The organism is Chloroflexota bacterium, from assembly GCA_009840355.1.
Lineage (GTDB): Bacteria > Chloroflexota > Dehalococcoidia > Lucifugimonadales > JADFKI01 > Bin90.
The window spans coordinates 62541-88929 of sequence record VXNZ01000056.1 but is presented as its reverse complement, the minus strand read 5'-3'; the positions used below and the strand labels follow the sequence as shown (position 1 = coordinate 88929).

The window sequence follows — 26389 nt, the reverse complement described above, 5'->3', positions numbered from 1 at the left end:
AATGCGGATACGGCTGTCCCATCGCAAATCCGGTTGCAGGACAGCCGTATCGTTGCCGATGCTATGCGCGCTGGAATTCGTGGCACGCGCCGATCATCTGGAACATCTGCGCGATGTGCTCTTCTGCGGCATCGCTCACATTGTCCGCGTCCACCGACAGGTCTCCGCGCTTGGCGGCGAATGTCTCCAGCGCCTCGCGCGTGTCGTCGGAGACGGCGACCACGCCCATCGCGTCTAGGCATGCGTCCACCAGCCGCGCCGACGATATGACTCCGTCGCTCTCGGACGCGACACGGCTTATCATCGCTCCGACGCCCGGCTTGTTCACATCGCCGAGCTGCGCGGTGGCGAAGTTTAGCCGCTCGACAAGCGTGCCGGTGTCGATCCACTCCATGCCTTGGTGCCAGCCTTCAACGCTGGGCGGATTGTTCAGCGTCTGCCCCATGTAGTTCATCTGCATCGCACGGTCGAGTATTTCGCGGCGCGGTCTGTTGGCGAACTCGCCCGTCAGCCGCAGCGTGCTGGCGACCAACTCCGCCGGACTCTTGACGCGGATGAAGCGGATGTCCTCGTCGTCCTTGAAGAAGTCCGATGTGAACAGTGTATCCAGCATCGCGGAGATTTCGTAGCCGCTGTCGAAATATGCGTCCATCAGAGTCTGAATGGCGGCTTCGTCGCGCGGCGGCGAGTAGGGCCATGCGGGGACGGGCGGCTCTTCCGCCACAAAGAAATCGTACAGATGGCGTGAGATGAAGCGCGCTGTCGCCTCTTGCTGGCAGATAATGTCGATGATGTCTTCGCCGTTGAAGTTGCCCGTCTGCCCTAGGAAGGTCTTCTCGCCTTCGTCGTGGTCTTCGGGCTTGTATTCGAAGTGCCATGCGATTCTGCCGTATGGCCAGATGGAATCTCGCTCGCCGCGTAGCGCCATATACTCGGTGTTGCCCAGCGTCCAGCCGGTGAAGGCGCGCGACGCTTCCTTGATGTCTTCCTCCGAGTAGTTGCCCACGCCCATGCTGAACAACTCCAGCAACTCGCGGCCGTAGTTCTCGTTGATGGCTCCCTTGTGATTGTCGTGGTTGTCCAGCCAGACAATCATCGCCGGGTCGCGCGATAACTCGGTGAGCAGCGTCTTGAAGTTGCTCATGCCGTACCTGCGGAACATGCGGATCTGGTCGCTAAGCACCTTGCCCTGTGTGATTTTCGGGTAGCCGGTGGCGAAGACGGAGTGCCAGAAGAGCGCCATCTTTTCGACGAGCGGCGCCTTCGTGGATATCATCTTATACAGCCAGTAGGCGCCGGGGTTAATCTGCCCCATCATTCCGGACTGCTCGTGATGGTAGCGCCTGATGATGTCGTCCGGCATCGCGGAATTGTCGCTTGGGTTAATCAACGCGGCGACAACCGCGTCGTAGCCCTGCGCTTCTAGCGCGTCCAGTTCGTCTCGCGTTGCGCCAAATCCGGCGCGGCGCATGAGGTGTGCTATCTGTTCGACTGCCTGCGTTGTCTCAACGACCATAATGCCCTCCTCTCGGACTTTACTTATGTAGCGGTTTGAAAGCGTAAGAAAATTGGTTGAAAACCCACAAGGTACACCTTTGGACTTTGCGCGCAGTATAGCACATGGTCTAGCCCTTTTGGGGATAATGCAGGCGCACACGGCGGGGTATTGCGGCTTTCAGTTTCCCTAAAGTGCTTTGTCCATTAGGAATATAGTTTAAGGATGTTTGGGAATACAGTTGAACAACCGTAATTGCGTCGTTAATCAGCCCCTTCCCACTAGGGGAAAGCCCAGTATGGCGCCGTGATGTGTCGCGTACATACCTATTATGCTTGACCATTGCGCGCCCTTGTCTCATCGGCTGATTAAGTACCATCCGATCGACCAACCTTGCCTCACGACCGCCCGTTTTACCTTATTGCGGATTGCAAGTATAATTCGCGCATTGACGGAGCTACCCATAGCCAAAAGGAGTCGACCGCATGCAGATCGGATTGTTATATGAGACGCAGCGTCCATTCTCGGGAACCGAAATCGACTGGAACAACCTGTACAAGGAAACTCTGGAGCAGTGCGAACTCGCCGACCAAGTGGGCTTCGATGCGCTCTGGTTCGTCGAGCACCACTTCCTGACCGGCTTCTCCGGCTCGCCCTGCCCGGAAGTGCTTTTCGGCGCGCTCAGCCAGATTACGAAGCAGATTCGCATCGGCTTTGGCGTGTCCATCCTGCCGCACGCGCATCCGGTCCGCATCGCGGAGCGCGTGGCAATGGTGGACCAACTCACCGACGGGCGCGTTGAGTTCGGGACTGGTCGCTCCAACGCCTACGAGCAGATGGGGCTTGGCGTGGACCCGCGCGACACACGCGATATGTGGAGCGAGTCCCTATCCATGCTGCCCAAGATATGGCAGTCTGACGAGTTCGAGTACGAGGGCAAGTTCTGGAATGTGCCTTCGCGCCGAGTGCTGCCGAAGACATTCCAAAAGCCGCACCCGCGAATGTATCTCGCCTGCACGTCCGAGGACAGCTTCCGCCTCGCCGCACAGAAGGGCATCGGCGTGCTGTCGTCCGCGTCGTACGCCGTGGAAGTGCTCAAGGACAAGGTGAATATCTACCGCGACGCGCTCAAGGACTCCGAGCCTGCGGGTGCGTTCGTCACGAACTTCTGGGGCAATAACGTGCATGGGTTCTGCGACAGCGACGACCAGTACGCGAAGGAACTCGCTGCCGAATCCATGAAGACCTTCTTCGGTCCCGACAAGCCGTACATCCAAGGGCGCATCGGCGCATACGAGCAGCTGCTGCAAGACTGGGGCGGCGTGCCGGACCATCTGCAAGCGGACTTCGGCCGCTGGCTGCGGCAGTCCGACGAAGAACACAAGGAACTCGCGTCTGAAGTGGGCATATCGTTAGACTCCGGCCCCGGCGCCGCGCGCGCAGCCCTCGCAGCGCTGGACGCGAATGTGCTTGCGGACAGGGGCGTAATCATCGCGGGCGACCCGGAAAGTTGCCTGAAGACCATCCGCATGTACGAAGAAATCGGCGTCGATCAGGTGCTGATGATAATGCAGACCGAGACCATCCCGCACGAAAAGGTGATGAGCTCCATCGAGATGTTCGGCAAGTATGTGATACCGGAGGCGCGAAAGGCGGAGGACAAGATAGAGGCGGTGATGGCGGCTGATTAGGGGGATGGGCGGCAGCCATAGAAATGCTGATAGTTCTCGCGGTCATAGCTTTCGCACTTGGCTACATCATTCCGGCGTGCATAGAGTTCTATGAGAGAACGCGTAGCGAGCCGGGCGCGGGCGAAGGCATGGTCTCCCCGTTCAGCGTGCGTTCGGACTGGTTCACCGCATTCAGCGCGATTACGGTAGGGTTGTCGTCGTTCTTGATTTATAGATGGAGCGATGGCAAAATACAAGCACTGGACAGGGAATTGGCGACTGCCGTCGTGTTAGCGGCGTCGGTGTCAGCTATTTTGTCATTCGCTCTTCTGAAATGGCTGGAAGGGGTGGTTACAGTGCTTGGATACATGTGGGACAACACGGTTGGCGCTCGTCGCAGACGCCTCGCCGCTCAGGAGAAAGCTGAGCTTGAATCTCAGACCAAATCCATATTGGAAGAGAAAAGTAGGGACAGGGCAATAGAGAAAAGCCTAAGTAAAGGTATAGAAGATAGTGTAGCTCGGGGCATAGAGGAAGGCATAGCGCGCGGCATAGAGAAGGGAATAGTCCTAAGCAGGGAGCAGGGCAGAGCCGAAGGACACGCCGAAAGGGATGCTGAAATCGAAATCCTGAAAGCACGCATCGCGGAACTGGAACGAGGACGGAACGGCGAGTAACGACCTGCCACGCTCGATAAACCGAGAACCCGCCAAACGCTGGCGGGTTTTCACATGCATAAACCTGAATGGAGGAAAAGAAAATGCCCAAGTTCGTGTTCCTGCCCCCACAGGACGATGACAGGCGAATGTTCGCCGCCCGACTCGCGGACACCGAAGCCGATTGGGAGGTCGCCTCGCCGGAGACGGACGAAGAGGCGATGGAGGCGATACGCGACGCCGATGGCGTGTATGGCTGGGTCTCGCCCGACGCGCTGAAGGTCGCCGAGAAGCTGAGCTGGGTGCAGAACCCTGACGCTGGCCCCTTCTACGGCTACTACTATCCGGAACTGATAGAGCATCCGTTAACGATATGCAACCCTCGTGGCATATACTTCGACCACATATCGCACCATATACTGATGTTCCTGCTGGCGCTGTCGCGCGGGCTGCCCTGGTACATGGATGCTCAGCGGCGCAGAGAGTGGGACAAGGACGCGCGCAAGTCGCCGTACATCGACCTCGCCGGCGCAGTCGCGCTCATCAATGGCGTTGGCGGCATCGGGCACGAGACGGCGCGGCTATGCAACGAGTTTGGCATGGAGGTCATCGGCATCGAGCCGCGACGAGAGTTCGACCTGCCGTATGTCGAGTTCCATACGCCCGACGAGCTGGACGCCGTGCTGCCAAGAGCGGACTTCGTGATTACCACAGTGCCACACACGCCCGAAACCGAGTTCACCTTCAATGCCGCCCGCTTCAGCCTGATGAAGAGCACCGCCTACTTCATCAACATCGGGCGTGGCATGGTGTGTAAGATAGACGACCTCGCGGATGCCATCGAGAACGGCGTCATAGCAGGCGCGGGCTTGGATGTGTTCGAGCAAGAGCCGCTGCCCTCCGACCACAAGCTCTGGGGATTGCCGAACGTGTTAATGACGCCGCACGTCGCAGTCCGGGACGCCGGCAACATCCCCGAAAGGCGCTTCGAGATTATCCTCGACAACGCGCGCCGTTTCCTAGCCGGCGAAGGGTTGCAAAATGTAGTGGACAAGAGCAAGTGGTATTAGGCTCTGTGGATATTTCGACGATGGCTCTAATTTGTCATTTCGAGCGAAGCGAGAAATCCAGAGTCGAAAATAGGCTTGTATGCAACGATCCCTGCCTTCGCAGGGACAGGCTTTAGATTCCTCACTGCGTTCGGAATGACAAGGAAACTGCGTTCGGAATGACATGATAAGCGTATCTGGTCAAATGTCCACAGAACCTAGGTGACAGCGCCGCAAAGCAAGGGACCGTCCAAAGCATCGCTTCCTTGACACCGCCACGCCGCGTTGCTACCATCGGCGCGGGCTATTGAGAGTCACTGTCGGCAATCGCGGCTGCGCAATCACGTGGTAACCAAAATCGCCGACATCGCGCACAACAACGCCAATCACGCATTCTACGCAGGAGGCGGGTTCTTTATGCAGAGAGACATAAGCACGGCGCCATCGCTTGCTCGCGAGTCGGGCGAGGCTCTTATCGGTACGCGTAATCCGTCGCTGATGGATGCGCTGTTTCCTTCGTTAACGACCGTTCAGCGCGCGCTGTTGGCGCTGGCGGCGGTAGTCGTTCTCGCAATCTGCGGTAAGCTGCACTTCTACTTGCCCGACAACCCCGTGCCTATCACATTCCAGACGGCTGGCGTCCTGATGATGGGCGGCTTTCTCGGCTGGCGCTGGGGCTTGGGGGCAATCATTGTGTACTACCTGCTTGGCATGGTGGGCGCGCCGATGTTCGCCAATCCCGATCTGTCGTGGGACACCGCCAGAGGCTTGAGCTCGATCGCGGGCGTTACGGGCGGCTACCTCATCGGCTTCATCACGGCAGTGCCAATTATCGGCTTCATGTCCGAGCGCGGCTGGATTCGCGGCAAAGGGCTGTGGGCGATGCTGCTCGGCAACCTGTGGATATACGTCCCCGCGCTGATATGGCTGTCCATCTTCGACTTCGGCTGGCCCGCGCAAGGCGAGCTGTTCTCCGGCGCGGTGTACCCGTTCATCCCCGGCGATCTGGTCAAGCTCATGCTCTCGTCCATCGTCATCAGCGCAGGCTGGGCTGTTGCCGATCACCGCAACAGGTCGAGGGACTAAAGCCGGCAGGCAATGAGCAACGAAGCGGCATCATCCGGCGTCCTGCCCCTAGCCGATCTCACCGTAATCGAGGTTGCGGAATCTGTCGCAGGGGCGTTCTGCGGGCGCATGCTCGCGGCATTCGGCGCACGCGTCATCAAGGTCGAACGCCCGCCGCGCGGCAGCTGGACACGCTACGCGCAGCCACAATTGCCCGACTGCTATGCGCCCGAATCCGGCGCGCTGTTCCTGTATGACAACATGGGCAAGGAAAGCGTCTTGCTCGACTGGCAGAGCGCGGACGGCATGGCTGTGCTGCTCGATTTGGCGGCAAATGCCGATGTGCTGATAGACGACTGGCAGCCGCGCACACGCCAATCTCTGGGCATCGACGCGGCGACATTGCAGGCGCTCAACCCGCTGCTGGTCAACCTGTCGCTGACGCCATTCGGCTTGACCGGTCCATACGCCGACTGGCAATCCACGCCGATTGTCAGCCTTGCGCTCGGCGGCTACCTGTACCTGAGCGGCGAAGAGACCCGCGAGCCGCTGATGCTGCCCGGCTATCAGGCGCAGCGTCTGACCGCGCTCAAAGGCTACGCCGGCTTGATGCTCGCCCTGCTCGCGCGCGAAATCACGGGCAAGGGACAGCCCGTCGAAGTGTCGGAAATGGAGGCATTGGGCGCGCTGCACCAATTCACATTCGTCTCGCACGAGTACGACGGCATCATCCGCAAGCGGGCCGGCGTGCGGCTGGCAACGGGACGGCGCACCGGCGGGTACCCGATAACCACGCTGCCCTGCAAAGATGGCTATATCACATTCTCCGCGTCCGCCGCGCACCAGTGGGACTATGTTTGTGCCATGATAGGCCGCGAAGACTTGCTCATCGACCCGCGCTTCGCCGCATTCACAAGCCTCAAGGACGCCGCCGACGAGATCGACGAGATACTTCTCGAATGGTGCGCCGACAAGACGCGGCAGGAAATTGTCGAACTAGCGGCAGGTGTGTATTCCGTGCCGGCATCCCCCGTATTCGACCTGTCGGAAACACTGCAAGACAGCCAGTACAATTATCGCGGTCTGTTCGCCGAATTCGCTCATCCGCAAGGCGGCAGGCTGACATTCCCTCGCTTTCCCTTCCACATGAGCGCTACGCCACCGCAATTCAAGCCCGCGCCGTTGCTAGGGCAGCACAATCCGCCGAATACTGCGCCGCCCGCATCGCCGGCAAAGCCTACTCTCACGGACGACTCGCCGGACAATGCACCACCTGAATATACCGATGATTCGCCCGCGCAAAGTACGCTAAGCATGCCGTCCGACGCCGCCCGTCGGCACGGCAATTCTCCAATAGCGATGGCGCTGCAAGAGCGCATAGCACAGCGCGGCTTGCTGTCCGGAATTCGCGTGATAGACCTGACGCGCGTCTGGGCGGGCCCCCTGGTGGCGCGGATTCTGGGCGATTATGGCGCGCATGTGGTCAAGGTGTGGGATCCGCGTGTGCCTATCGACCGCACGCGCGGCGTGGACAATAAGCACAATCGCAACAAAGACAGTCTCGCGTTGCGTCTGGACTTGCCGGAGGGTAGGGACGCGTTCTTGGAACTCGCCGCCGTGTCCGACATCGTAATCGAGAGCTTCCGTCCGCATGTGATGCGTAACTTCCGGCTGGACTACGATTCACTGCGGCAGGTGCGGCCGGACATCATTCTCTGCTCCATATCCGGCTACGGCTCGGAAGGCGCGGCGGCGGAGTTCCCCGCGTACGGCACATCCGTCGAATCCATCACCGGCATCCCCAGCCTGATGGGCTACGATGGCGAAATGCCGATGACATCGGGCATCGCGTATCCGGACCCGGTCGCCGGGATGAACTCGGCTGCTGCTATAATGACTGCGCTGCGACACCGCACGGCAACAGGACAGGGGCAGTTCATCGACATCGCGCTTGCGGAAGGTCCCGTATGTCAGATAGGCGAGTTTATCGGCGCACATTCCCGCACCGGCGCACAACCGCCGCGCAAGGGCAACAAGCACCACAAGTACGCGCCGCACGGCGTTTACCCCTGCCGCGGTGATGACAGATGGCTTGCCATTGCCATAACATGCGAAGAGCAGTGGGCGGCGCTATGCGAAGTGATTGCCGATACCGACTTAGCGAACGACGCGCGCTTCCGTGATGAAGCGGCGCGCAAGGCTAACGAAGCCGCGCTGGACGACATCATAGCCGCGTGGACAAGCGCCCGCGATGCCGTAGAAGCGATGAACGCGCTTCAAGCGGCAGGCGTCCCGGCCGGCGCGGTGCATCGCAGCGTGGACATGCTCGCAGACCCGCACCTGAGAGCGCGTGACTTCTTCGTATCCTTGGACGAGCCGGACATAGGACGCAAAACATACCCGGGGCAGGCTATCATCACGGACGGGCTGCCCAAGCAAAACTGGCGACCATCCGCGCGTCTGGGAGCGCACAACGAATACATACTTGACGAATTATTGGGCAGCGAATAGTTGGCAATTGGCAGCAATTGCCAGCAACTAACAGCATACACAGGACTTGTTAGGGTGAATCCCTTCTACAATCTTGATAAACTGGCAGGTGCAATTTTCTTAACGAGGTGAAAGTGGGTTGGCAGATATACCAGTCGAATCACCGATAACCGGAGTCATAGTTGAAATAAGCGTGTCGGTCGGCGATACCGTCGAGTTCGGCGATGTGTTGGTCGTCATCGAATCCATGAAGATGGAGAACGAGATTCTTTCCGACTACGACGGCGTGGTCAAAGAGATTCGCGTTCGTAACAACCAGAACATATCGCAAGACGATGTGATGCTGATTCTCGAGGAGTGAGCGGGCAGTGTTCGGCAAAGTTCTCATTGCGAATCGGGGCGAGATTGCCTGTCGCATCATACAGACGTGCCGCAATATCGGCGTGAGCGCGGTCGCGGTCTATACATCTGCGGAAGGCATGCCGCTGCATGCCGAACTCGCGGACGAGGCATACGAACTGCCGGAGCGCGAGACGCCCGCCGGGTCGTACCTCGATGCCGAGGCGATTGTCGAGATTGCGCTCAAGAGCGGTGCGGACGCCATCCATCCCGGCTACGGCTTTCTGTCCGAATCATACGCGCTCACCAATCAGTGCGCGAAGCACGGCGTCGTCTTCATAGGTCCCCGACCGGAACTCGCGCGGCTGATGGCGGACAAGTGGCAGGCGCGCGAGAAGATGGACTCGCTCGGCGTGCCAGTGCTGCCCGGCGTCAATGTCAATGCGGCTGACTCGGCAAGCGTGGACGCCGGCGCCGCGGAGATAGGGTTTCCGCTGATGGTCAAGGCGAACGACGGCGGCGGCGGCATCGGCATGCAGATGGTGGAACACCCGGACCGGCTGCACGACGCAGTTCTACGCGCCAGCTCGACCGCACTCCGCGCTTTCGGCAGCGACCTAGTGTACTTCGAGAAGCTGGTCAAGCCTACACGACACATCGAAGTGCAAATTATCGCGGACGAACTCGGCAACACGCGCCATCTGTGGGAACGCGAATGCTCCGCGCAGCGCAGGCATCAAAAGGTCATCGAAGAAGCGCCCGCGCCTAGCCTGCCGCCGTCCGTGCGCCAATCGCTCGTGAGCTGGGCGGAAAACGCCGCCCGCGCCACAAACTATGCCGGCGCGGGCACATTTGAGTTCCTCGTGGACGATAGCTACTCGGCGTTCTTCCTCGAAGCGAACACGCGTCTTCAGGTAGAGCACGGCATCACGGAAGCGGTCACCGGCGTGGACATCGTGGAACAGCAGCTCCGCGCCGCAGCGGGTCTGCCGCTGTCCATCGAAAGCGATGTGCTGCTGAACGGCTACGCTGTCGAGTGCCGTATCTACGCCGAAGACCCGCGCACATTCATCCCCTGGCCCGGCACGCTCGAAACATTCCGCCTGCCCACCATGCCCGACCTGCGCATCGACAGCGGATTCCGCGAAGGCGATGTCGTAACGCCATACTTTGACCCGCTGCTCGCCAAGTTCATATCATGGGGCGACACTAGAGACGAAGCGATATGGCTAATGCAAGAGGCGCTTGACGCCACCGAAGTGCGCGGCGTGGCGACAAACATCGGCGCGCTCCATGTGGCGCTGGTGCACCCGGACTTCGTCGCCGGTCTGTACACCACCGACCTGATAGGCTCGCTCTCGCGGTACGGCGATGTGCTGCCCCGCTTGGGCTGGGGGTAACCTCCGTCAATTGTCATTCTCGGCGCAGCGCAGCGAAGATAGGGGCATGTCTCCGATTTCAAATTATTCACGTTGCCCGGTATGGCAGATAACTGAAAGGACTGAATATGCCAATCGACAAGAACCGCGATATGTGGAAGCCCGGCGAGCCGTGGGAGCAAGCCATCGATGACATGAAGTACGTGCGAAGTCTAGCCGCTGAGCTGGGGGGGACAGAGCGCGTGAAACGACAGCACAGCGGCGGACGCTACACCATCCGCGAGCGCATCGAGAAGATGGTTGACCCCGGAAGTTTCCTAGAAGCCGGTCCGATGGTTGGCGCAGCCGAGTTCGACGACGAAGGCAATATGGTCGAGTTCACGCCCGGCGCGTATGTGATGGGGCTTGGCGAGATTGACGGGCGCCCGGTCGCTATCGGCGGCGACGATTTCACCATATCCGGCGGCAGCCCGCACAATGTCCGCAAGCACTCGCGGCAGTTCACGCAGCCGCTCGCCACGCAGTACGGCATTCCGTACATCCAGCTCGTTGAAGGCGTCGGGCACAGCGCGAAGGCGGACGAGGCGGCAGGGCACATGGGCTTGCCCGGCGGCGACCTGTGGTGGAAGGGCGTAGAGCTTATGAAGCGCGTGCCGGTCGCGGCGGGCATTATGGGATCGGTCGCGGGAGCGCCGGCTGCGTTCGCGCTGATGTCGCACTTCACCGTCATGGTCAAAGAGCAGTCGCAGATATTCCCGTCCGGACCGCCCGTCGTGCGCCGCGCAATCGGCGAACAGATGGACAAAGAAGAACTCGGCGGCTACAAGCGACATGTTCACGAGAGCGGGCAGGTTGACAATGTAGCCGAGTCTGAAGAAGATGCCTTCAATCAGATAAAGAAGTTCATATCCTACCTGCCGAACACAACCAACGATGTAGCGCCGCGTGTGGAGACCGGCGACCCGCCGGACCGCCGTCCCGAAGAGCTGCTGAACATCATCCCACCCAACAGGCGTCGCGGATACGACCCGCGCAAATTGATAAAGCTGGTCGTGGACAACGGCGAGTTCTTCGAGATGCGCCGCCACTGGGCGAGTTCAATCATCACCGGATTCGCCCGGCTCGACGGCTACAGCGTGGGCATCATAGGCAGCGACCCGATGAAGCTCGCAGGCGCGATGGACGGCTGGGCGGCGGAAAAGTACGCGCACTTCGTTGACCTGTGCGACGCGTTCAACCTGCCGGTCGTCATATTCTTGGACATGCCCGGCTTCATGCTCGGCTCTCACGCGGAGCGAATCGCCACCATGCGACGCGGCATCCGCGCGCTAATAGCCAGCGCCGAGGCGAAAGTGCCGAAGATAGAGTTCAACATCCGCAAGGCGTATGGCGTGGCAGCGGACGCGGCGCACAGCCTAGGGCATCCAGATGGCTTGAACCTGCGCTTCGGCTGGCCCGCCGGCGAGTGGGGCGGCATACCCATTGAAGGTGGCGTGGCGGCTGCGTACCGCCGTGAAATCGAGAACGCGCCCGACCCGGAGGCACACCGCGCGATGATAGAAGAGCGCCTGCTGAAACTGCGCTCGCCCTTTCGCGCAGCCTACCGTGGGGATGTAGTGGACCTGATAGACCCGCGCGAGACACGCCGCCTGGCGTGCACGTTCGTCAAGCTCGCGCAGCCAATGCTGCACAAGCTGGCGCAGAGGGAGAAGCGGGCGGTGCGGCCGTAGGGGGCAAGAAACTTCTAGCTGTGAAGTTTGCTCAATGAGCAACAAGGGGACCGAAGCGATCCCCCTCTGGTTCGCAAAATCCGAAGTGTGTCAAGCAGTCTGCGTCTGTGCTAAGTTACTTTCGCGGACGAGAAGCAGGTACGGCGCTAGTGCTGCGCGCACTTGCTTGAGACGAGCGTCCTGATCCGATTCTTCGCCTGGGCCGAACATGATGTACTCTGTATAGCGACCTTCTAGCTCACCGTCCGGCTTCAGCAGCGCGTCCTTTATCGGCGACATTTCTCCTTCTACGCTCGCGCAAACGAAGTCTTGCCCCGTGTCGAGCGGCTTCAGCAGGTTGCCTAGGGTCTTTGCTGCCCCTAGTATCTCCACGCAGAGCAGGTCGCCGCTTTCTTCGCCCACTTCCAGGCGGACCCACGGATAAGCCTCCCACAATTCTGTAGGTTCGCCGTTGACCTGTCCTCGCCCCAGCGTGAAAGCGTCGGCTTCTTTGTCATAGGTTACTTGCAGTTTCATCCCGCGCCCATTTACCCATTTGCGTCTTGCGCCGCAGCTCACCAAGTTTAAGTGGGAAGATGCTGATAAATGCGATTGCGCTCCCCTCGACGGAGAATATCAGCGCAATATCGCGTTCACGACCTTTGAACGGCACTCTTTTTACGGCAACTGATGTATTTTCCTGTGTATCATAATAGTAGTTGTCTGCATCTCGCAACAACATTTCGCCGAAACCGTCAGGAAACTCCCGTTGCCGCATCCGAAGTCTGAAATGCGGACGGTATGTTATCTCGGAGTCATTCACATGTTGCCTCACAGTTTCGGCGTTCGATTATCTTATCCAAACGCCTCCGCCATCGCCTTCTTGTCCGTGCCTACGATTAGCCGTCCGTTGACCTGTATCAGCGGGCGGCGTATCAGGCGCGGCTCGTCCAGCATCAGGCGGACTAGTTCGCCCGCCGTCACCGTGTCGCGGTCAAGCCCCAGTTTGCGCGCCGACGGGCTGCGCCACGAAAACACATCTGCCGGGTCGGTGTCTCCCAGCAGACCGCGCAGTTCCGCCTCCGTGAACCCGTCCTTGAAGAAATCCCGCTCATCAAGCTCCGTCCCGTCCTGTGAAAGCGACGCCTTCACCTTGCGGCACGTGCTTCATCGCGCCCAAGTGTAGAATTGAACCTCTGCCATTGTTACGCCTCCGTTTCTCGTATAATTGTCTTCTCGGGTAGTTGGGGTGGGGGCAATAATGGACGCTCGCTATCGTTTCTGTCCAACTGTGCATCCTATATATAACTAGGTTGTGTGGACATTTCGTTTTCGCCTTGTCATTTCGAGCAAAGCGAGAAATCTACGGTCGAAAACAGGCTTGCATGCAACGATTTTAGATTCTTCACTCCGCTGCGCTGCGTTCAGAATGACAAGAATAGAGTTGCTTTTCAAGTATAAAACGCTTCATTCACCAAATGTCCACAGAGCCTAGATATAACTAGAAGTCAGACCGTAAGGATGTAACGTGCCACTAACCTCACGAATAATACCAATCATCGTTCTAATTGCTGCGCTCGCAACGGCGCTAATCACGATAGCCGCCTGCGCCGCCGAGCCAACGCCCGCGCCTATATCACCGCCGGTCGAAACGCCCGCAGCGCAATCGCCCGTCGCCGAATTAGCAACGCCTAGCCCAACTTCGACGCCACCATCAGCAGTGACTACGCCAACTGCCGTATCCACATCCGAGCCTACGCCGATACCATACGACTCCGGCAGCGCGATGTACAAGGTGTTTCCGGGCTTTGGGATGACCAGTGCTCGCACCTACGACGCGCTCGAAGAAGTGAGGCTCAACGGCGACAAGTCGATGGTGCCGGTGCTTATCGAATCCATGCGCTACCAGTCCACGCTGAACGCGCGCGAAGCGTCGGCCGAAGTCTTGCGTGAATTGACCGGCGAGCAGTACGGCGGCGAAGATTGGAAGCAGTGGATGGAATGGCTAGGCAGGAACAGCGCAGACTACCCGCCGCCGGATGACTACCTGGCTTGGAAGATAGACATCCTGTACCAGATATACCCGCAATTCGCGCGCTTCCTCCGACCTGCGCTTGATGGGCAGATTTCAGTTGACCCAACCGAGATTGTCTGGGGCGGCGTGATTACGGACGGCATACCGGACATCTACGCGCCGAAGCTGCTGACTGCGGAGGCGGCGGACTATCTGCGAGACGACGACAGGGTGTTCGGCGTGTCCATCAACGGCGACACACGCGCCTACCCGCTGCGTATCATCAACGGGCACGAAATGGTGAACGACACCGTCGGCGGCGAGCCAATCTCGCTGGCGTGGTGAACGCTGTGCAATAGCGGGATCGTGTATTCCGCGAAGGTAAACGGCGAACCGACCACATTCGGCACATCCGGCTTGCTCTACCGCAGCAACAAGGTGATGTACGACCGCCAAACCGATACGCTCTGGAGCCAACTTCTCGGCGTGCCGATAGTAGGCGAACTGGTAGGCAGCGGCGCCAAATTGGACTACTTCCCCGTCGCGCTCACCACTTGGGGCGAATGGCGCGCCGAGCATCCGGACACTAAAGTGCTGTCGCGCGAAACCGGCTACTACGCGCCGCGTATGTACGAAAGCGAGGACGACAGCCGCTCCATATACCACGCCTACCGAGCGGACCCGGAGACGATGTTCCCGATATGGAATCGCGACGAACGCCTTGCTCCCAAGCGGCTTGTTCTGGGCGTGTCCGTAGGTGAAGAGCGCAAGGCATATTCCATAGACGCACTGCAGCAAGCGCGTGTGGTCAATGACAGCGTTGGTGGCGTGGATATGGTCATCGTGGGGTCATCGCTGTCATCGGACGCGCTCGCATTCCGCACGGAAGGCATGCAGTTCACGCTGCCGGACAACGCGCCCGACAGCTTGCCCACCACGCTAATCGACGACACCGGCGCCATCTGGCAAATCAACCGCGACTCGCTATCGATGCACGACGACCCAACCCGCACACTGCCGCTGCATCCGGCAAACATATCCTTCTGGTTCGGCTGGTACATTACGTACCCGGATACGCTATTATGGCAATGAGATTTGCCGGTATATCGGTATTTCAGTATGTCGGTGTGTCGGTATGCTGACGTATCAGTCTCTTCAACATAGAACAAACATCGGCGAAATCAGATACACTGACGAGCAGAGCAACCATCAGCATTTTCAAGACCTCGCCGGAGGTAATACATGAACACCAACGAGACAGACCGGACGCACGAAGCAGAGGAATCACCCGAGCCACACCCCAGAGTAGAGCAAATCATGACCGTCCTGCGGCAGAGATATGGCGACCGGCTCAGCGAGGACGAGTTCGATGAAGTGGGCGAGGCGGCGAAGGCGATAGTGCAGGCGTCCGAGGATATGCGAGCCGTTGAGCTTGGGCATGGCGATTTGCCGTTCAGCGTGCCGCCGTATCGCAAGGACTAGGTTGTGTGGGCATTTGCGTCATTACCGTGAAAACGGGAATCCGGAGCCGTAAGATTGAGCCGAATTCGTGCCATTAATGCTATCTGCAAACCACTGGATTCCTGCTTCCGCAGGAATGACGGACTGAAATGTCCACAGAACCTAACAGAGTAGCCAAGACAAAAGGACACCACTATGACAACCCCCATATTCATGCCTATACGGGAACTTGCGGAACTTGTGCGCACGCGACAGGTGTCGCCCCTGGAACTTGCCGAGACATTCGTCGCCCGGCTGGAGAGCATTGGGCATCGCTACAATGCCGTCGTCACGGTTACGGCGGAGCGCGCGATGGAGCAGGCGCGCCGCGCCGAAAGCGAGATTGCCGCCGGCGAGTACAAGGGCGCATTGCACGGCATACCATACGGCGCTAAGGACTTGCTCGCCACATCCGGCGGCATCCCGACGACTTGGGGCGCCGCGCCGTTCCGCGAGCAGACCTTCGATTATGACGCTGCGGTCGTGCGCAAACTCGAAGCGGCGGGGGCGACACTCGCGGCGAAGCTGGCGATGGTCGAAATCGCGGGCGGTATGGGCTATCGGCAGCCAAACGCATCGTTCACCGGTCCCGGAATGACGCCCTGGGGCAGCGAAGGTAACGAAGCATGGTCGGGCGGATCGTCGAGCGGCTCCGGCGCGGCGGTGGCGGCGGGACTCGTGCCGTTCGCAATCGGCTCCGAAACTTGGGGATCGATACTATCCCCCGCGAACAACTGCGGTCTGGCAGGGCTGCGTCCAACATACGGGCGTGTCAGCAGGCAGGGCGCGATGGTGCTTTCGTGGACGCTGGACAAGCTCGGTCCCTTGTGCCTGACCGCGGATGACTGCGGCTTGGTGCTTGATGCGATTGCAGGCGCGGACACTGACGACCCATCCACGACCGATATGCCGTATCGCTACGATATCCACGCATCGGTCGGGCAGCGGTTCAAGCTCGCGGTGCTGAAGAATGTGACCGAGGGCAGGCAAGAAGTCGTCGTGGCGAATTTCGAGCGCGCGCTTGGCACGCTGGCGGATGTGGCGGACATTGAAGAGATAGAGTTCCCCGACTTGCCATACGAAGCGGCAACACGCACGATTCTGAACGCGGAATCGGCGAGCGTGTTCGAGGACTTTATCGAGAGCGGCGCTGTCGCAGGGTTGACCGCGCCGGAGTGCCATCATCCGCACGCGCGCCTGATGATTCCGGCGCAAGACTACATCCGCGCGCTGCGAATTCGCGGCAAGATAGCGCGCGTTGCAGACGAAGCGATGAAGGGCTACGACGCGCTGGTAGCGCCGACCGGCACGAACACCGCGCCGCCCATAGACCAGGACTTCCGCGGTGTCGTGGCTGGCACGGCGCGCGACACGATGGGCGCGGTGGGCAACAGCGCGGGCTTGCCTTCGATAAGCGTGCCGAGCGGCTTCTCGGACGAAGGGCTGCCCACGGGCATACAGTTCATGGGACGCGCGTATGACGAAAACCGCATCCTGGCAGTGGCGCGGGCGTACCAGTCGCTGACCGACTGGCACACACGGCATCCGGAGGGGCTATAGCCTAGTCGTACAGTACGGTATAGGCTTAGTTTGTTCTTATCTACCCAATTTTTCGGCGTCCGCGAGTATCTGATATTTGGGATTCCCCTCGGATATTGGGTAGCGTCCATACGCTCTGCCGCTTCCGATGAGCATGTCGTGGAATTCGCGTCGCACCCTCGGACTGCACGACGCAAGCGCCTGTGTTATGCCTTCTATAGTTTTGTCGGCGGCGCGCTGCATTATTAGGTTTGTGCTCCGCTGTCGGATGTTGGGCACCGCCTGATTTACCGCATCGGCGTCCGGCGAGAATCGCTTGAGAGAACTCTGGCATTCCCTTTCAGTAATGATCAATGAGTTCAGGTCTCTATGTGTTCGTATCTTGGCTACACAGGTTTCTACGCCTAGCTTGAACAGCCTTTGAATCTTGTCTTTGTTCGTGTCATGAGTTAAATCGACTTGGATGACCCTAATAGGGCGATGCTCCCAGTTGTAGATTGCGATATCCGGTACCATACCTCCTACATGGGTCAAGGCATCGGGGATGTCCACGCGCGCCATACCTGCTTTTAAGTTGCCGGACAACTTGCCCGTTTTAGTTCGCAGGTAAACTGGCGAAGAACCATCCGAATGCAGCGCTTCCCATATAATGGCTACGGCGTATTCATGTAGATATGATACCTTTTGCTCCGGGGTTCCAAGATTCATTCTCCATATAGTGTTGTCCATCACTCAACCTTTTAATTGCCGATGAGAAGACTTCACAAGTCCCTTCTCATAACATCAGTTGGCTGCATTAAGCAACCATCACCTAATCCCCTCGCAGGTGAGAGAGGATTGCTTGGGCTACCAAGTTGGCGCGTAGTCGTCGTAGCCGTTATTCGTAAGACGCTGCTGGTTTGTGCCGTCCCCGTCCATCATCACAATCTCGCCGTCGCCATCATGATATGACACAAATGCGATGCGCTTGCCGTCTCGCGACCAGACCGGCTGGTCGTCGCGCACGCTGTTGTGCGTAAGCCGATTGACCTCGCCATCGCGTACATCCACGACATAAATCTCCGGGTTGCCGTCGCGCTCGCTGACGAACGCCAACTTCCTGCCGTTCGGTGACCACGATATGTCATATTCTGTGCTGCTGCTCTCGGTGAGGCGCTTCAATTCGGTTGCATCGGAGTTCATCACATAAATCTCCGGATTGCCGTCGCGCTCGGAAATGAACGCAATCTTGTGCGAGTTCGGCGACCACACCGGCATATAGTCGTTCTGGTCGGTAAGCCGCACCTCGTTCACACCGTCGGGATTGCGGATGTAAATGCCTTGCCCGGCACCGCCGCGCACCGTGAACACAACGCTAGAGCCATCATAAGACCAGCCTCCAACTTCGTGCGCGACTATCATTGTCAGTGCCATCGTCGTCGAACCGTCATAGCCCGAGACATGCGTTGTCGGATCCCCGCCGTTCTGCACCAAGTACGCGAGACGCTCACTTGTGGGCGCCCAGCGATGGTCGCGGTGTCCGCCGTCAAACTCACTGACGGAGGTTCGGTTCGCACTCTCCCCGTTCAGCGTTATCACCTGCAGCACATTATGCTCGTCGTCGCCCGACAAGAACGCAAGCCGAGAACCGTCAGGCGACAGCGCAGGGGCGTACTCGTTGCTGGAGCTCTTCGTCAGGTTGACAAGCTCCGCCTTCTCCGGGTCGAGTGAGAATATCTCCTGATTGCCATCTATGTTGGATGTAAACACGATGGGATTACCCTCGGACGAGCAAGCAAGAGACGCCAACAGCAGCAGCGCCATAATGGGTATGATGAGTATTCGCATGAGCAAGCTCCTTCCACTTGTGCCTGATATGCTCCATTTAGGACAACACAGGCGCAGGCAATCCATCAAGCGAAGTTTGGTATATTTTTGACAACGTTTAGCATTCTTGGCGAACTTGGTTTAGCATTTCTGACGAACATGCGATACAATGCGATGTTCGCTTTATGGGGATTCTATGTCGGGATACCATGAGGTGGGTATAAGCCTGTCCAAACCTGTATATCCGAATAGACCTAGCTAATCGCAATCCATTCACTTGACGCATGGGGGAGTCTCGCCTAGTATTCTGATGATGTACATAGATATTCATACACACTCGGTCGCGTCGGACGACTCTCGGGCGTCCGTCGAGCAATATGTCAAATGGATCAACGTTCTGCGGCGCAAGGGGCACCGCATAGACGGATTCGTGCTCACCGAACACCGCAAGTTCGACCACGAAATAGATTACAGCCAACTTGCAGCGGACAACGACGTGCTCATCCTGAAGGGCGCGGAACTGGACACGAACTGCGGGCATTTCTTGGTGTTTGGCGTAACTGAAGAGATGACGACTCGCCTAGATTTCGGCGATGTGCATCTCGATGCGCCCACGCTGGTGCGAGTTGCCGACGAGTGCGGCGGGATAGCGTATCCGGCGCATCCGGGCCGCTATGGCATCGGCTACTGCGAGTATGTCAAGGATGTGCCCGGCTTCGAGAATGTGAAAATCGTCGAAAAGCTCAACTCCGGCAACCGCTCAGGCGAGCAGGAACGGGCGGATGCGCTCATCGCCGAATACGGCTATATGGGCACCGGTGGCAGCGACGCGCATGTCGTCAGCGCCATCGGTAAATGCATGACGCAGTTCTACGGCGATGTCCAATGCATTGACGACATAGTAAACCTGCTGAAAGACGGCAAATTCCGCGCCGTCCACCTAGAAGAAACGATAGGGAAATGAAGCCCTAGGGTATATATGTCCCTTCCCCTTCAGGGGGAAGGTTAGGATGGTGGCAAAAGTCCCCATCCCTCTACAACGCGCGAAAACCGCAAGTCAATCACAGCAACAACGACGGCGCCACCATGCGCGGAGAGCGATATGACCACAGACGCAGGCATCGACTACGACAGAAGTCTCCTCGGAAAAGAGTTCCCCATTGGCACATTCGAGGTCAGCCGCGAGATGATTCTGGAGTTCTCGCAGGCGACCGGCGAGACGAACCCGATATATTCCGATGAGGCGCGCGCCGCCGAGTCCGAGTACGGCGACATCATTGCGCCTCCGACTTTCTGCAATCTGTTCGTCAACGGCGGCGAAAAGCCAGACATCAAGCTGGAATATGGCGACACGGGCTTCTTCGCGGGGCAGGCTATCGAAATCGTCGCGCCAATCCGCCCGGGCGATACGGTCGAAGTTACTTCACGGCTGAAGCAGGTGTACTCAAAGACCGGGCGCTCCGGCAAGATGGTCTTCGCCGTCTGGGAGACGCGCTTCGACAATCAGGACGGCGAAACGGTAGCGCGCGTTGACGAATCGTATGTGCGGCGCAACAGCGGTCGCGCGGGCTAACGAACGGTATTGTCCGCAATTGTCCGTCATACGGGCGCGCCGCGCGGCATTGATGATAGGCATGCGCCGCGCAAGCTCGCTTGAAAGCGGCTTGTCAGGCTTGTCAGAAGGTAGATTTAATATGAGCGAACTGTATTTTGAAGATGTAGATTTCGGTGACGACATCGGTCCCATTGAGCGGGTCGTTGACGTGGAGCAGGTGCGGCGGTTTCTTTCCGTGCGCGGTGAAACGCCCGTTGACAGCCGCTTCACCAGCGACGAATACGCGCAAGCGGAAGGGCTGGACGGCGCAATCGTACCCGGCGCGATGAACATCACCATTCTGTCGCAGCTGCTGACGGGCTGGGCGGACACGGTGCGCCTGAAGAAATTGGATGTGGTGTTCCGTGGCATGGTCCCGCACAACAAGCCGATAACCCTGAGCGGCATCGTCACGGACAAGGACATCGTGGACGGCGAGCCGCGCCTAGAGTGCGATGTGTTCATGATGAGCGAAGAAGGCATGCGCCTCGTCATGGGCAACGCCATATTAACCTTGCCCCAGCGCGAGGAATAGCCGCGCAACTGCTCGCCCGACCTACACATTGTGTAGCCTGTTAGTTGATGCCCTTTATGGGGGAAGTCTGGGCAGGGGCTTTCGGTTATTATATTCCTCCGCTATGTCATTTCGAGCGAAGCGAGAAATCTAAAATTGCTGACTATGGGCTGCCTTATTTTCACACAGCGATTTTAGACCCTTCACTTCGTTCAGGGTGACAACCGAAAGACCTTGGAAGTTTGAGGATGGGCTAGTGCTCCATCGTGCCGCCCCCATCCATGTTGATGGACTGCCCGTGAATCCACGACGCGGCTGTCGTGCATAGATACGCGACGAACGCGCCCACTTCGTCGTCCGTGCCGGTCCTGCGGATGGGCAGGTTGTCGGCGATAGCCTGCCACGCATCGCCTCTGCCCACATCGTCCACGCGCGAAGTGTCCACCGCGCCAGGGCAGACGCAGTTCACATTGATGTTGTGTCGCCCGAGTTCCTGCGCCAGCGATTGCGTCATCCCCACCTGCGCGAAGCACGCCGCAGTATATGCCAGATTATTCGCGCTGCCCGTCTTGCCCGACCCGGACGATATGTTGACAATCTTGCCCCCGCCCTGCGCCATCATGTGCGGGATAACCGCCTTGCTGCACAGGTATGTGCCGGTAATCTTCACATCAAGCACGCGTTGGAATATGTCCTGCGGGACATCCGCGATAGGCACACGGTCCGGGCCACGCGCGTAGGCGGCATTGTTCACCAGAATGTCGATTCTGCCGAACTCGTCGATGGTGCGCTCTACCATCCGCTCAACGCTGGCGGCGTCCGAGACATCCACGACCAACGGCAGCGCGCGCCTGCCTTCGCCGCGAACCTGCGCCGCCGTGCTCTCTATGTCGCGCCAGCCGACCGCCTTTTCGTCGTCCGGGTAGCGGTCTGGACTGCGTCCCGTGCCGGTAACCACGACATCCGCGCCAAGCCGCGCAAACGCCACCGCCGCGCCCCTGCCAATCCCGCGCAGCCTGCCCGCGCCGGTTACGATTGCCACTTTGCCGTCGAGTTCGGGCATGGCTGTTGACTCCTGCAACTAGGTTATGTGGACATTTCGCCAATGGCTTCAGTTTCGTTCGTCATTTCGAGCGAAAGCGAGAAATCTAGCAATCTAATTTAGCGAAAGCGAGAAATCTAAAGTTGCAAATTGGCTCATATACATCGATTTTAGATTCCGAACGCAGTGAAGAATGAGAGATTAAGAGGATTTTTCAAGATAATTACACCCATTATTCAAATCCCCACAGAGCCTAGGCTAAATCGTCAACCAACTCTGTAAACCTTACTCATTCTTACGAAAACTACAAGAGTAAGCACGATTGGGAGAGGAAACTTTGCCAGAAATAATAACACGCCTAAACTCCTCGATTCAGGGATAACTTCAAGCAGATCATACCAACCTGTAGCAGCTGGCAGCACGACGAGGAAGCTAAACATATTCGAGATGACCATCTCGAATATAGCGTAAATGACGAGGAACACTAGCGCAAACGCGCTCCACCTGCGATAGCGCTTCTCGCAGATGTACGCCAGTACGCGCCGCAAGCCCTCTTCGCATTCGGCGGTTTCGCTTGTGGGCAATTGCGGGGTGGTGGCTGGAGAATTAGAGTCTTCGGAGGATGTCGTCATACTATCTGGTTCTTTCCGATGAGGCGCGCGAGAATGCGAAGCGCAGCGTCATGATATTCCGCCCCCGCATGGCTGGCGCACGCTTCCGATAGCAACACCGGGCGAAAACCGTTCTGGAACAGGTCTATGGCGCATTGCGTTACGCAGGCGTCCGTGTCGATGCCGCAGATTGCCACCTCTTCGATGCCCTTGCCGCGCAGCTCCTCGACGAATGCGGGTGTGACGCAGGTGTAAACATTCTTGTCGATGACCTGTACACCATCGACCGGCTCAAAGGCGAGCGGCACATCGCCGGAATTGGCGTAGAATCTGTGCCAGTCCAGCAGTTTGTGGTATGGAGAACCCTCCGCGTTGACGAAGCGCGTGGCATAGACATGCGCGTACTGCGATTGCAGCGCCACGACCTTGGGCAAGATGTGCCGCGTAGCGTCGTTGACGAATCCAACCTGAACATCGACTATCAGCAGCGCGCAGTGAGGGTTCTCCATTTCAGTGCTTCCGTCTAGGCTGTGCGAAAATCATCCGGTCATTCTCGCGTCCTCTCCACTCGTCATTCCTGCGAAATCAGAGCCTGCCCCTGTGCAAACAGGGGAATCCGGCGCCATCAACGGGTGTGATTGGCAGAATTAGGTGAGACCGGCATCTCTTACCGTTTTCACGGAAATGACGGAATAGAGTCTAATGCTCCATCACGGAGCCGCCGTTGATGTTTATGGACTGCCCGTGAATCCAGGATGCGGCGTTGGAGCAGAGGTACGCGACGAAATCGCCCACCTCGTCGTCCGTGCCGTTCCTGCCAATAGGCGTGGTATTCGCCATCTCGACCCAGCGCGTCTCGCGGTCAATGTCGTCCATGCGGTGCGTGTCCACCGCGCCGGGGCAAACGCAGTTGACATTTATGCCATACTGTCCGAGTTCGCGCGCCATAGATTGCGTCATGCCCACAAGCGCGAAGTTTGATGCGTTGTAGGCGAGCGTGTTGGCGCTGCCACGCTTGCCCGCCGTGGACGATATATTGACAATCTTGCCGCCGCCCGCATCTATCATGTGCGGTATCGCAGCCTTGGTGCAAAGATAAGTGCCGGTAATCTTAATGTCCACCACGCGCTGGAAAATATCCTGCGGCAGATCGAGAATCGGCACGCGGTCCGGACCTCGCGCGAAGGCGGCGTTGTTGATGAGAACATCCAGCCTGCCGAACTCTTCGACAGTGCGATCGATCATCATCTGCACATCGTCCGCGCTGGAAACATCGACCGTCAGCGTAAGCGCGCGCGTACCCTGCTCGCGAACCTGGTCTGCCGTGCTCTCCACATCGCGCCAGCCCACAGCCTTCTCGTCGTCCGGATAGCGGTCAGGGCTGCGTCCCGTGCCGGTAACGACCACATCGGCGCCCATTCGCGCCAGTTCCACCGCTGCCGCCCTGCCAATACCGCGCAGTCGCCCTGCGCCGGTTACGATTGCCACTTTTCCGTCAAGGTCTCCCATTAATCCAGTCCTTTCTAATCCTAGTCATCCTGTATTTCGATGTAAGGTAGTTGTTATCTGCGTTCAGGCAAGATTATGCCGCAGCCAATCTACTAGAAGGTCGTCGAGCGCGTCTTTACACTCGACCAGCCCGTGCTCTGCGCCCGGGATAATCACCATCTCCTTCGGCTCATTCGCCCATTCGTATATCTGCTCGGAGCAGCTCGGCGGCAGGCGAGTGTCCGCGCCGCCGTGCGCCAGCAGCAACGGTCTCGGCGATACCGCGCCGGCATTTGAAGCGCCATAAGTCTGCGGCGAGAGCGACACTACCGCCTTTACAAGCGGGCTGAACGGCGCTGCCGCGATGACCACCGCGCCGCCAAACGAATGCCCGACAAGCGCAACCTCGGAATGCCCCGTCGCGCTGAGGAAGGACAAGCCTGCCATCGTGTCCAACACGCACTCCGCAAGCACATTCGGCAGACGATAGTCGATGCGGATGGATGTCATCTCATACTTCAGGTCTTCCGAGAGCCGTGCGTATATTCCTTCCGCCGGTCCATCGAAGCCGCCGCGCGCTCCCCAGACATAGACAACCGCCTTCGTCGTGCGGTATTCCGGGTCCGGGTTGCTGTGTACGATGGTGTGAATGTCGCCGCGCGTCGTGTGCAGCAGGACGCCGTTGCCGGGCTGATCCTCGTGCGGAACCCATCGGCTGACATCTTCTATCTGTATCGTCAGGTCGTCGTTATCTTGCGTCATCAGTTGTCAGTCATCAATTGTCAGTTTGATCGGCAATTTTCGTGGATTCCTGCTCCCTGCCTTCGCAGGGACATGCTTCGTAGGAATAACGGAATAGAATGTTCTAGTCGTTGCCCGCTGCGGCTGCGGCAGGCGTGGAAGGCCTTTGCGTTTCCGAGTACGGCTTGTGGAAGAACGCGATAATGCCGCCCGTCAGCATCGTCATAACGACGAGCATCGCCGCAGTCTGGAAGCCTTCCAAGTAGAAGGGTCCAACCTGCTCGGGGGACAGCAGCGCGATGCCCACGGGCAAAACCATCGCAAGCGCGGTAGCGGAAACGGTCGAGCCGAGCGCGTGTCCAAGCTCGCGTGTCGTCTCCAGCATACCGGACGCGAAGCCGCGCTCGCTCATTGGCAGCGAACTCATAATCATCGCGTTGTTCACCGGATTGAAGAACGCCGTGCCGAACGATATGGGAATCATCAACAACGGGATGTACCAGATAGGCACGCCGCCGCCAATGTCCAGCGCGGGTATGTACAATCCGCCGATAGACGCGCCGCCAACAGTTACGCCGCCTATGAATATGCCCAGCAGCAAGAACCCTGCCGCGATGCTGACCATTGCGGCAGGTCGCAGCAACTTAGGCTGGTACTGGTCGTATATCCACCCTGCGGCGAATGTCATGAACAAGCCGATTATCTGATTGGGCAGCAGCACCAGCGGCACCCAAATCGGCGACTTGTTGTAGCCCAATTCCACGATGATGGGAACGAGCGTCATCGTCGCCAGCATGGAGAAGTGGAAGGTTACATTCGACACCAGCGACAGCGAGAAGTACTTGTGCCGGAAATGCTGAATGTCCACGAGCGGGTTTTTCATGCGGCGCTCTATCAGGATGAAGACGCCCAGCAGCGCAATCGCAAGCACATACATCCCACCGTGGTACAAAATACCCTGGTCGCTGGTGTACGATTCTTCCCCGCCGTGCAGGTGCGCCCCCGCAAGCAGGAACACGACCGAAGTCGCCACGAGCATCAGCCCGCCCGGGATGTCCACCGGATTCAGGTTGACGCGCGGTTCGTCTTTGAGCATCATCAGCATCGGCCGCGACACGGCTATGGCGAGTATGCCCATCGGCACGAATGTCAGGAACACCAGCCGCCAGCTCAGGTATTGCAGGAACAGCGCGAACAGCGCCAAGCCGACCAGCGTGCCGAAGCGCGCTCCAACGATAGGCACCGAGAACGCCCTGCCGCGCTCCTCCTGTGGGAATGCGGCGGCGAGTATCGCGTTCGCGTTGCCCATAATGAGCGCCGACCCAAGACCCGTCAGCCCGCGCCAGATGATGACCTGCAATAGCGATGTCGATAGCGCGATAAGTATCGACCCGATAGTAGAAAGCACAAGGCCGATGAAGAAAACGCGCGCATGTCCGTACCTGTCGCCCAGCCGCGCGCCAAGCATCACGAACGCTCCGAGCGTAAGCAGATACAAGACGACCATCCAAGCCGCATCGTCAACGCCGCGGTTGAAGTGCTCCGCTAGAGTGGGCAGCGACAATGCCACCGGCAGGCTTGAAAGCTGCACCAGCATATACGCAGAGGACAGCGCGATGAGAACCGCGCGGCGCTGGGGCGTGGAAAGCAAGGGGGCGAGCGCGCCAAGTTTCATCGGTTGAGACCCT

At 58.7% G+C, this 26389-nt stretch carries 27 protein-coding genes; 15 read left to right on the top strand and 12 right to left on the bottom strand.

Translation table 11 applies throughout. The features are described 5' to 3' along the window. Nucleotides 1–61: 61 nt before the first annotated feature. Nucleotides 62–1516: a DUF1800 domain-containing protein gene (locus F4X57_14415; GenBank protein ID MYC08339.1), complete on the bottom strand. Its 1455-nt coding sequence runs from the start codon at nt 1514–1516 to the stop codon at nt 62–64. 464 nt (nt 1517–1980) lie between these two features. On the opposite strand from F4X57_14415, the gene F4X57_14410 reads away from it, so the two are divergent. The 8 genes from F4X57_14410 (at nt 1981) to F4X57_14375 (ending at nt 11873) form a co-directional block, all read left to right on the top strand. After that, complete coding sequence (locus F4X57_14410) at nt 1981–3186, top strand: LLM class flavin-dependent oxidoreductase (GenBank protein ID MYC08338.1); 1206 nt, start codon at nt 1981–1983, stop codon at nt 3184–3186. A 23-nt stretch (nt 3187–3209) separates the two neighbouring features. Beyond that, nucleotides 3210–3842: a hypothetical protein gene (locus F4X57_14405; protein MYC08337.1), complete on the top strand. Its 633-nt coding sequence runs from the start codon at nt 3210–3212 to the stop codon at nt 3840–3842. A 68-nt stretch (nt 3843–3910) separates the two neighbouring features. Continuing rightward, entirely contained in the window at nt 3911–4891 is a 981-nt protein-coding gene (locus F4X57_14400) for a D-2-hydroxyacid dehydrogenase (GenBank protein ID MYC08336.1), read from the top strand. Nucleotides 4892–5215: 324 nt separating this feature from the next. Then, the gene (locus F4X57_14395) at nt 5216–5956 is read left to right on the top strand and encodes a biotin transporter BioY (protein MYC08335.1); all 741 of its coding nucleotides are present in this window, start codon (nt 5216–5218) and stop codon (nt 5954–5956) included. A gap of 12 nt (nt 5957–5968) precedes the next feature. Beyond that, nucleotides 5969–8446 carry a CoA transferase gene (locus tag F4X57_14390; protein MYC08334.1) on the top strand — a complete coding sequence of 826 codons (2478 nt, stop codon included), beginning with the start codon at nt 5969–5971 and terminating at the stop codon, nt 8444–8446. Between the two features lie 118 nt (nt 8447–8564). After that, on the top strand, nt 8565–8786 hold the full coding sequence (locus F4X57_14385) for a biotin/lipoyl-binding protein (GenBank protein MYC08333.1): 222 nt from the start codon (nt 8565–8567) through the stop codon (nt 8784–8786). Nucleotides 8787–8793: 7 nt separating this feature from the next. Further along, nucleotides 8794–10164, top strand: coding sequence for an ATP-grasp domain-containing protein (locus F4X57_14380; GenBank protein ID MYC08332.1), 1371 nt, complete (start codon nt 8794–8796; stop codon nt 10162–10164). Between the two features lie 107 nt (nt 10165–10271). Then, complete coding sequence (locus F4X57_14375; GenBank protein ID MYC08331.1) at nt 10272–11873, top strand: hypothetical protein; 1602 nt, start codon at nt 10272–10274, stop codon at nt 11871–11873. Between the two features lie 90 nt (nt 11874–11963). Here F4X57_14375 and F4X57_14370 read toward each other — a convergent pair whose 3' ends face one another. From F4X57_14370 to F4X57_14360, 3 genes are read right to left on the bottom strand one after another with little or no spacing between them, the layout of a single operon-like run. Next, on the bottom strand, nt 11964–12389 hold the full coding sequence (locus tag F4X57_14370; protein ID MYC08330.1) for a hypothetical protein: 426 nt from the start codon (nt 12387–12389) through the stop codon (nt 11964–11966). Then, nucleotides 12367–12675 (bottom strand): hypothetical protein, encoded by a 309-nt coding sequence (locus F4X57_14365; GenBank protein ID MYC08329.1) that lies wholly within the window; start codon nt 12673–12675, stop codon nt 12367–12369. Before F4X57_14365 ends, F4X57_14370 begins: the two co-directional genes overlap by 23 nt. Before the next feature lie 32 nt (nt 12676–12707). Further along, nucleotides 12708–13004, bottom strand: coding sequence for a hypothetical protein (locus tag F4X57_14360; GenBank protein ID MYC08328.1), 297 nt, complete (start codon nt 13002–13004; stop codon nt 12708–12710). 376 nt (nt 13005–13380) lie between these two features. On the opposite strand from F4X57_14360, the gene F4X57_14355 reads away from it, so the two are divergent. From F4X57_14355 to F4X57_14340, 4 genes are all read left to right on the top strand, one after another. After that, the gene (locus F4X57_14355) at nt 13381–14211 is read left to right on the top strand and encodes a DUF3179 domain-containing protein (protein ID MYC08327.1); all 831 of its coding nucleotides are present in this window, start codon (nt 13381–13383) and stop codon (nt 14209–14211) included. Nucleotides 14212–14214: 3 nt separating this feature from the next. Beyond that, the gene (locus tag F4X57_14350) at nt 14215–14958 is read left to right on the top strand and encodes a DUF3179 domain-containing protein (GenBank protein MYC08326.1); all 744 of its coding nucleotides are present in this window, start codon (nt 14215–14217) and stop codon (nt 14956–14958) included. 150 nt (nt 14959–15108) lie between these two features. Beyond that, nucleotides 15109–15348 carry a hypothetical protein gene (locus F4X57_14345; protein MYC08325.1) on the top strand — a complete coding sequence of 80 codons (240 nt, stop codon included), beginning with the start codon at nt 15109–15111 and terminating at the stop codon, nt 15346–15348. A 174-nt stretch (nt 15349–15522) separates the two neighbouring features. Continuing rightward, nucleotides 15523–16926 (top strand): amidase, encoded by a 1404-nt coding sequence (locus F4X57_14340; protein MYC08324.1) that lies wholly within the window; start codon nt 15523–15525, stop codon nt 16924–16926. A gap of 36 nt (nt 16927–16962) precedes the next feature. Here F4X57_14340 and F4X57_14335 read toward each other — a convergent pair whose 3' ends face one another. Both F4X57_14335 and F4X57_14330 read right to left on the bottom strand, forming a co-directional pair. After that, nucleotides 16963–17613, bottom strand: coding sequence for a hypothetical protein (locus tag F4X57_14335; GenBank protein ID MYC08323.1), 651 nt, complete (start codon nt 17611–17613; stop codon nt 16963–16965). A 138-nt stretch (nt 17614–17751) separates the two neighbouring features. After that, nucleotides 17752–18798: a hypothetical protein gene (locus tag F4X57_14330; protein MYC08322.1), complete on the bottom strand. Its 1047-nt coding sequence runs from the start codon at nt 18796–18798 to the stop codon at nt 17752–17754. 223 nt (nt 18799–19021) lie between these two features. Here F4X57_14330 and F4X57_14325 point away from each other — a divergent pair, with 223 nt between their 5' ends. The 3 genes from F4X57_14325 (at nt 19022) to F4X57_14315 (ending at nt 20840) form a co-directional block, all read left to right on the top strand. Continuing rightward, complete coding sequence (locus tag F4X57_14325) at nt 19022–19675, top strand: PHP domain-containing protein (GenBank protein MYC08321.1); 654 nt, start codon at nt 19022–19024, stop codon at nt 19673–19675. Nucleotides 19676–19813: 138 nt separating this feature from the next. Then, the gene (locus F4X57_14320; GenBank protein MYC08320.1) at nt 19814–20284 is read left to right on the top strand and encodes a MaoC family dehydratase; all 471 of its coding nucleotides are present in this window, start codon (nt 19814–19816) and stop codon (nt 20282–20284) included. Continuing rightward, on the top strand, nt 20253–20840 hold the full coding sequence (locus F4X57_14315) for a hypothetical protein (protein MYC08319.1): 588 nt from the start codon (nt 20253–20255) through the stop codon (nt 20838–20840). The genes F4X57_14320 and F4X57_14315 overlap by 32 nt, the downstream gene beginning before the upstream one ends. Before the next feature lie 232 nt (nt 20841–21072). On the opposite strand, the gene F4X57_14310 is transcribed toward F4X57_14315, so the two are convergent. The 6 genes from F4X57_14310 to F4X57_14285 all read right to left on the bottom strand — a co-directional run bounded on the left by F4X57_14310 (nt 21073) and on the right by F4X57_14285 (nt 26376). After that, nucleotides 21073–21882 carry an SDR family oxidoreductase gene (locus F4X57_14310; protein MYC08318.1) on the bottom strand — a complete coding sequence of 270 codons (810 nt, stop codon included), beginning with the start codon at nt 21880–21882 and terminating at the stop codon, nt 21073–21075. Nucleotides 21883–22127: 245 nt separating this feature from the next. Further along, nucleotides 22128–22493 (bottom strand): hypothetical protein, encoded by a 366-nt coding sequence (locus F4X57_14305; GenBank protein MYC08317.1) that lies wholly within the window; start codon nt 22491–22493, stop codon nt 22128–22130. Further along, the gene (locus F4X57_14300) at nt 22490–22981 is read right to left on the bottom strand and encodes a cysteine hydrolase (GenBank protein MYC08316.1); all 492 of its coding nucleotides are present in this window, start codon (nt 22979–22981) and stop codon (nt 22490–22492) included. The genes F4X57_14305 and F4X57_14300 overlap by 4 nt, the downstream gene beginning before the upstream one ends. A gap of 190 nt (nt 22982–23171) precedes the next feature. Further along, nucleotides 23172–23981, bottom strand: coding sequence for an SDR family oxidoreductase (locus F4X57_14295; GenBank protein ID MYC08315.1), 810 nt, complete (start codon nt 23979–23981; stop codon nt 23172–23174). Between the two features lie 63 nt (nt 23982–24044). Further along, nucleotides 24045–24722: an alpha/beta hydrolase gene (locus tag F4X57_14290; protein MYC08314.1), complete on the bottom strand. Its 678-nt coding sequence runs from the start codon at nt 24720–24722 to the stop codon at nt 24045–24047. 103 nt (nt 24723–24825) lie between these two features. After that, a complete protein-coding gene (locus F4X57_14285; protein ID MYC08313.1) occupies nt 24826–26376 on the bottom strand; it encodes an MFS transporter in 1551 nt (516 codons plus the stop codon). Nucleotides 26377–26389 lie beyond the last annotated feature (13 nt).

Bases quoted from the DNA above. Each gene is read 5' to 3' on its own strand.
- F4X57_14335 (MYC08323.1), bottom strand. From the start codon at position 17,613: ATGAATCTTGGAACCCCGGAGCAAAAGGTATCATATCTACATGAATAC.
- F4X57_14325 (MYC08321.1), top strand. From the start codon at position 19,022: ATGATGTACATAGATATTCATACACACTCGGTCGCGTCGGACGACTCT.
- F4X57_14295 (MYC08315.1), bottom strand. From the start codon at position 23,981: ATGGGAGACCTTGACGGAAAAGTGGCAATCGTAACCGGCGCAGGGCGA.
- F4X57_14345 (MYC08325.1), top strand. From the start codon at position 15,109: ATGAACACCAACGAGACAGACCGGACGCACGAAGCAGAGGAATCACCC.
- F4X57_14320 (MYC08320.1), top strand. From the start codon at position 19,814: ATGACCACAGACGCAGGCATCGACTACGACAGAAGTCTCCTCGGAAAA.
- F4X57_14400 (MYC08336.1), top strand. From the start codon at position 3,911: ATGGAGGAAAAGAAAATGCCCAAGTTCGTGTTCCTGCCCCCACAGGAC.
- F4X57_14405 (MYC08337.1), top strand. From the start codon at position 3,210: ATGCTGATAGTTCTCGCGGTCATAGCTTTCGCACTTGGCTACATCATT.
- F4X57_14300 (MYC08316.1), bottom strand. From the start codon at position 22,981: ATGGAGAACCCTCACTGCGCGCTGCTGATAGTCGATGTTCAGGTTGGA.
- F4X57_14310 (MYC08318.1), bottom strand. From the start codon at position 21,882: ATGCCCGAACTCGACGGCAAAGTGGCAATCGTAACCGGCGCGGGCAGG.
- F4X57_14390 (MYC08334.1), top strand. From the start codon at position 5,969: ATGAGCAACGAAGCGGCATCATCCGGCGTCCTGCCCCTAGCCGATCTC.
- F4X57_14330 (MYC08322.1), bottom strand. From the start codon at position 18,798: ATGGATTGCCTGCGCCTGTGTTGTCCTAAATGGAGCATATCAGGCACA.
- F4X57_14340 (MYC08324.1), top strand. From the start codon at position 15,523: ATGACAACCCCCATATTCATGCCTATACGGGAACTTGCGGAACTTGTG.
- F4X57_14370 (MYC08330.1), bottom strand. From the start codon at position 12,389: ATGAAACTGCAAGTAACCTATGACAAAGAAGCCGACGCTTTCACGCTG.
- F4X57_14415 (MYC08339.1), bottom strand. From the start codon at position 1,516: ATGGTCGTTGAGACAACGCAGGCAGTCGAACAGATAGCACACCTCATG.
- F4X57_14315 (MYC08319.1), top strand. From the start codon at position 20,253: ATGTGCGGCGCAACAGCGGTCGCGCGGGCTAACGAACGGTATTGTCCG.
- F4X57_14375 (MYC08331.1), top strand. From the start codon at position 10,272: ATGCCAATCGACAAGAACCGCGATATGTGGAAGCCCGGCGAGCCGTGG.
- F4X57_14285 (MYC08313.1), bottom strand. From the start codon at position 26,376: ATGAAACTTGGCGCGCTCGCCCCCTTGCTTTCCACGCCCCAGCGCCGC.
- F4X57_14290 (MYC08314.1), bottom strand. From the start codon at position 24,722: ATGACGCAAGATAACGACGACCTGACGATACAGATAGAAGATGTCAGC.
- F4X57_14305 (MYC08317.1), bottom strand. From the start codon at position 22,493: ATGACGACATCCTCCGAAGACTCTAATTCTCCAGCCACCACCCCGCAA.
- F4X57_14410 (MYC08338.1), top strand. From the start codon at position 1,981: ATGCAGATCGGATTGTTATATGAGACGCAGCGTCCATTCTCGGGAACC.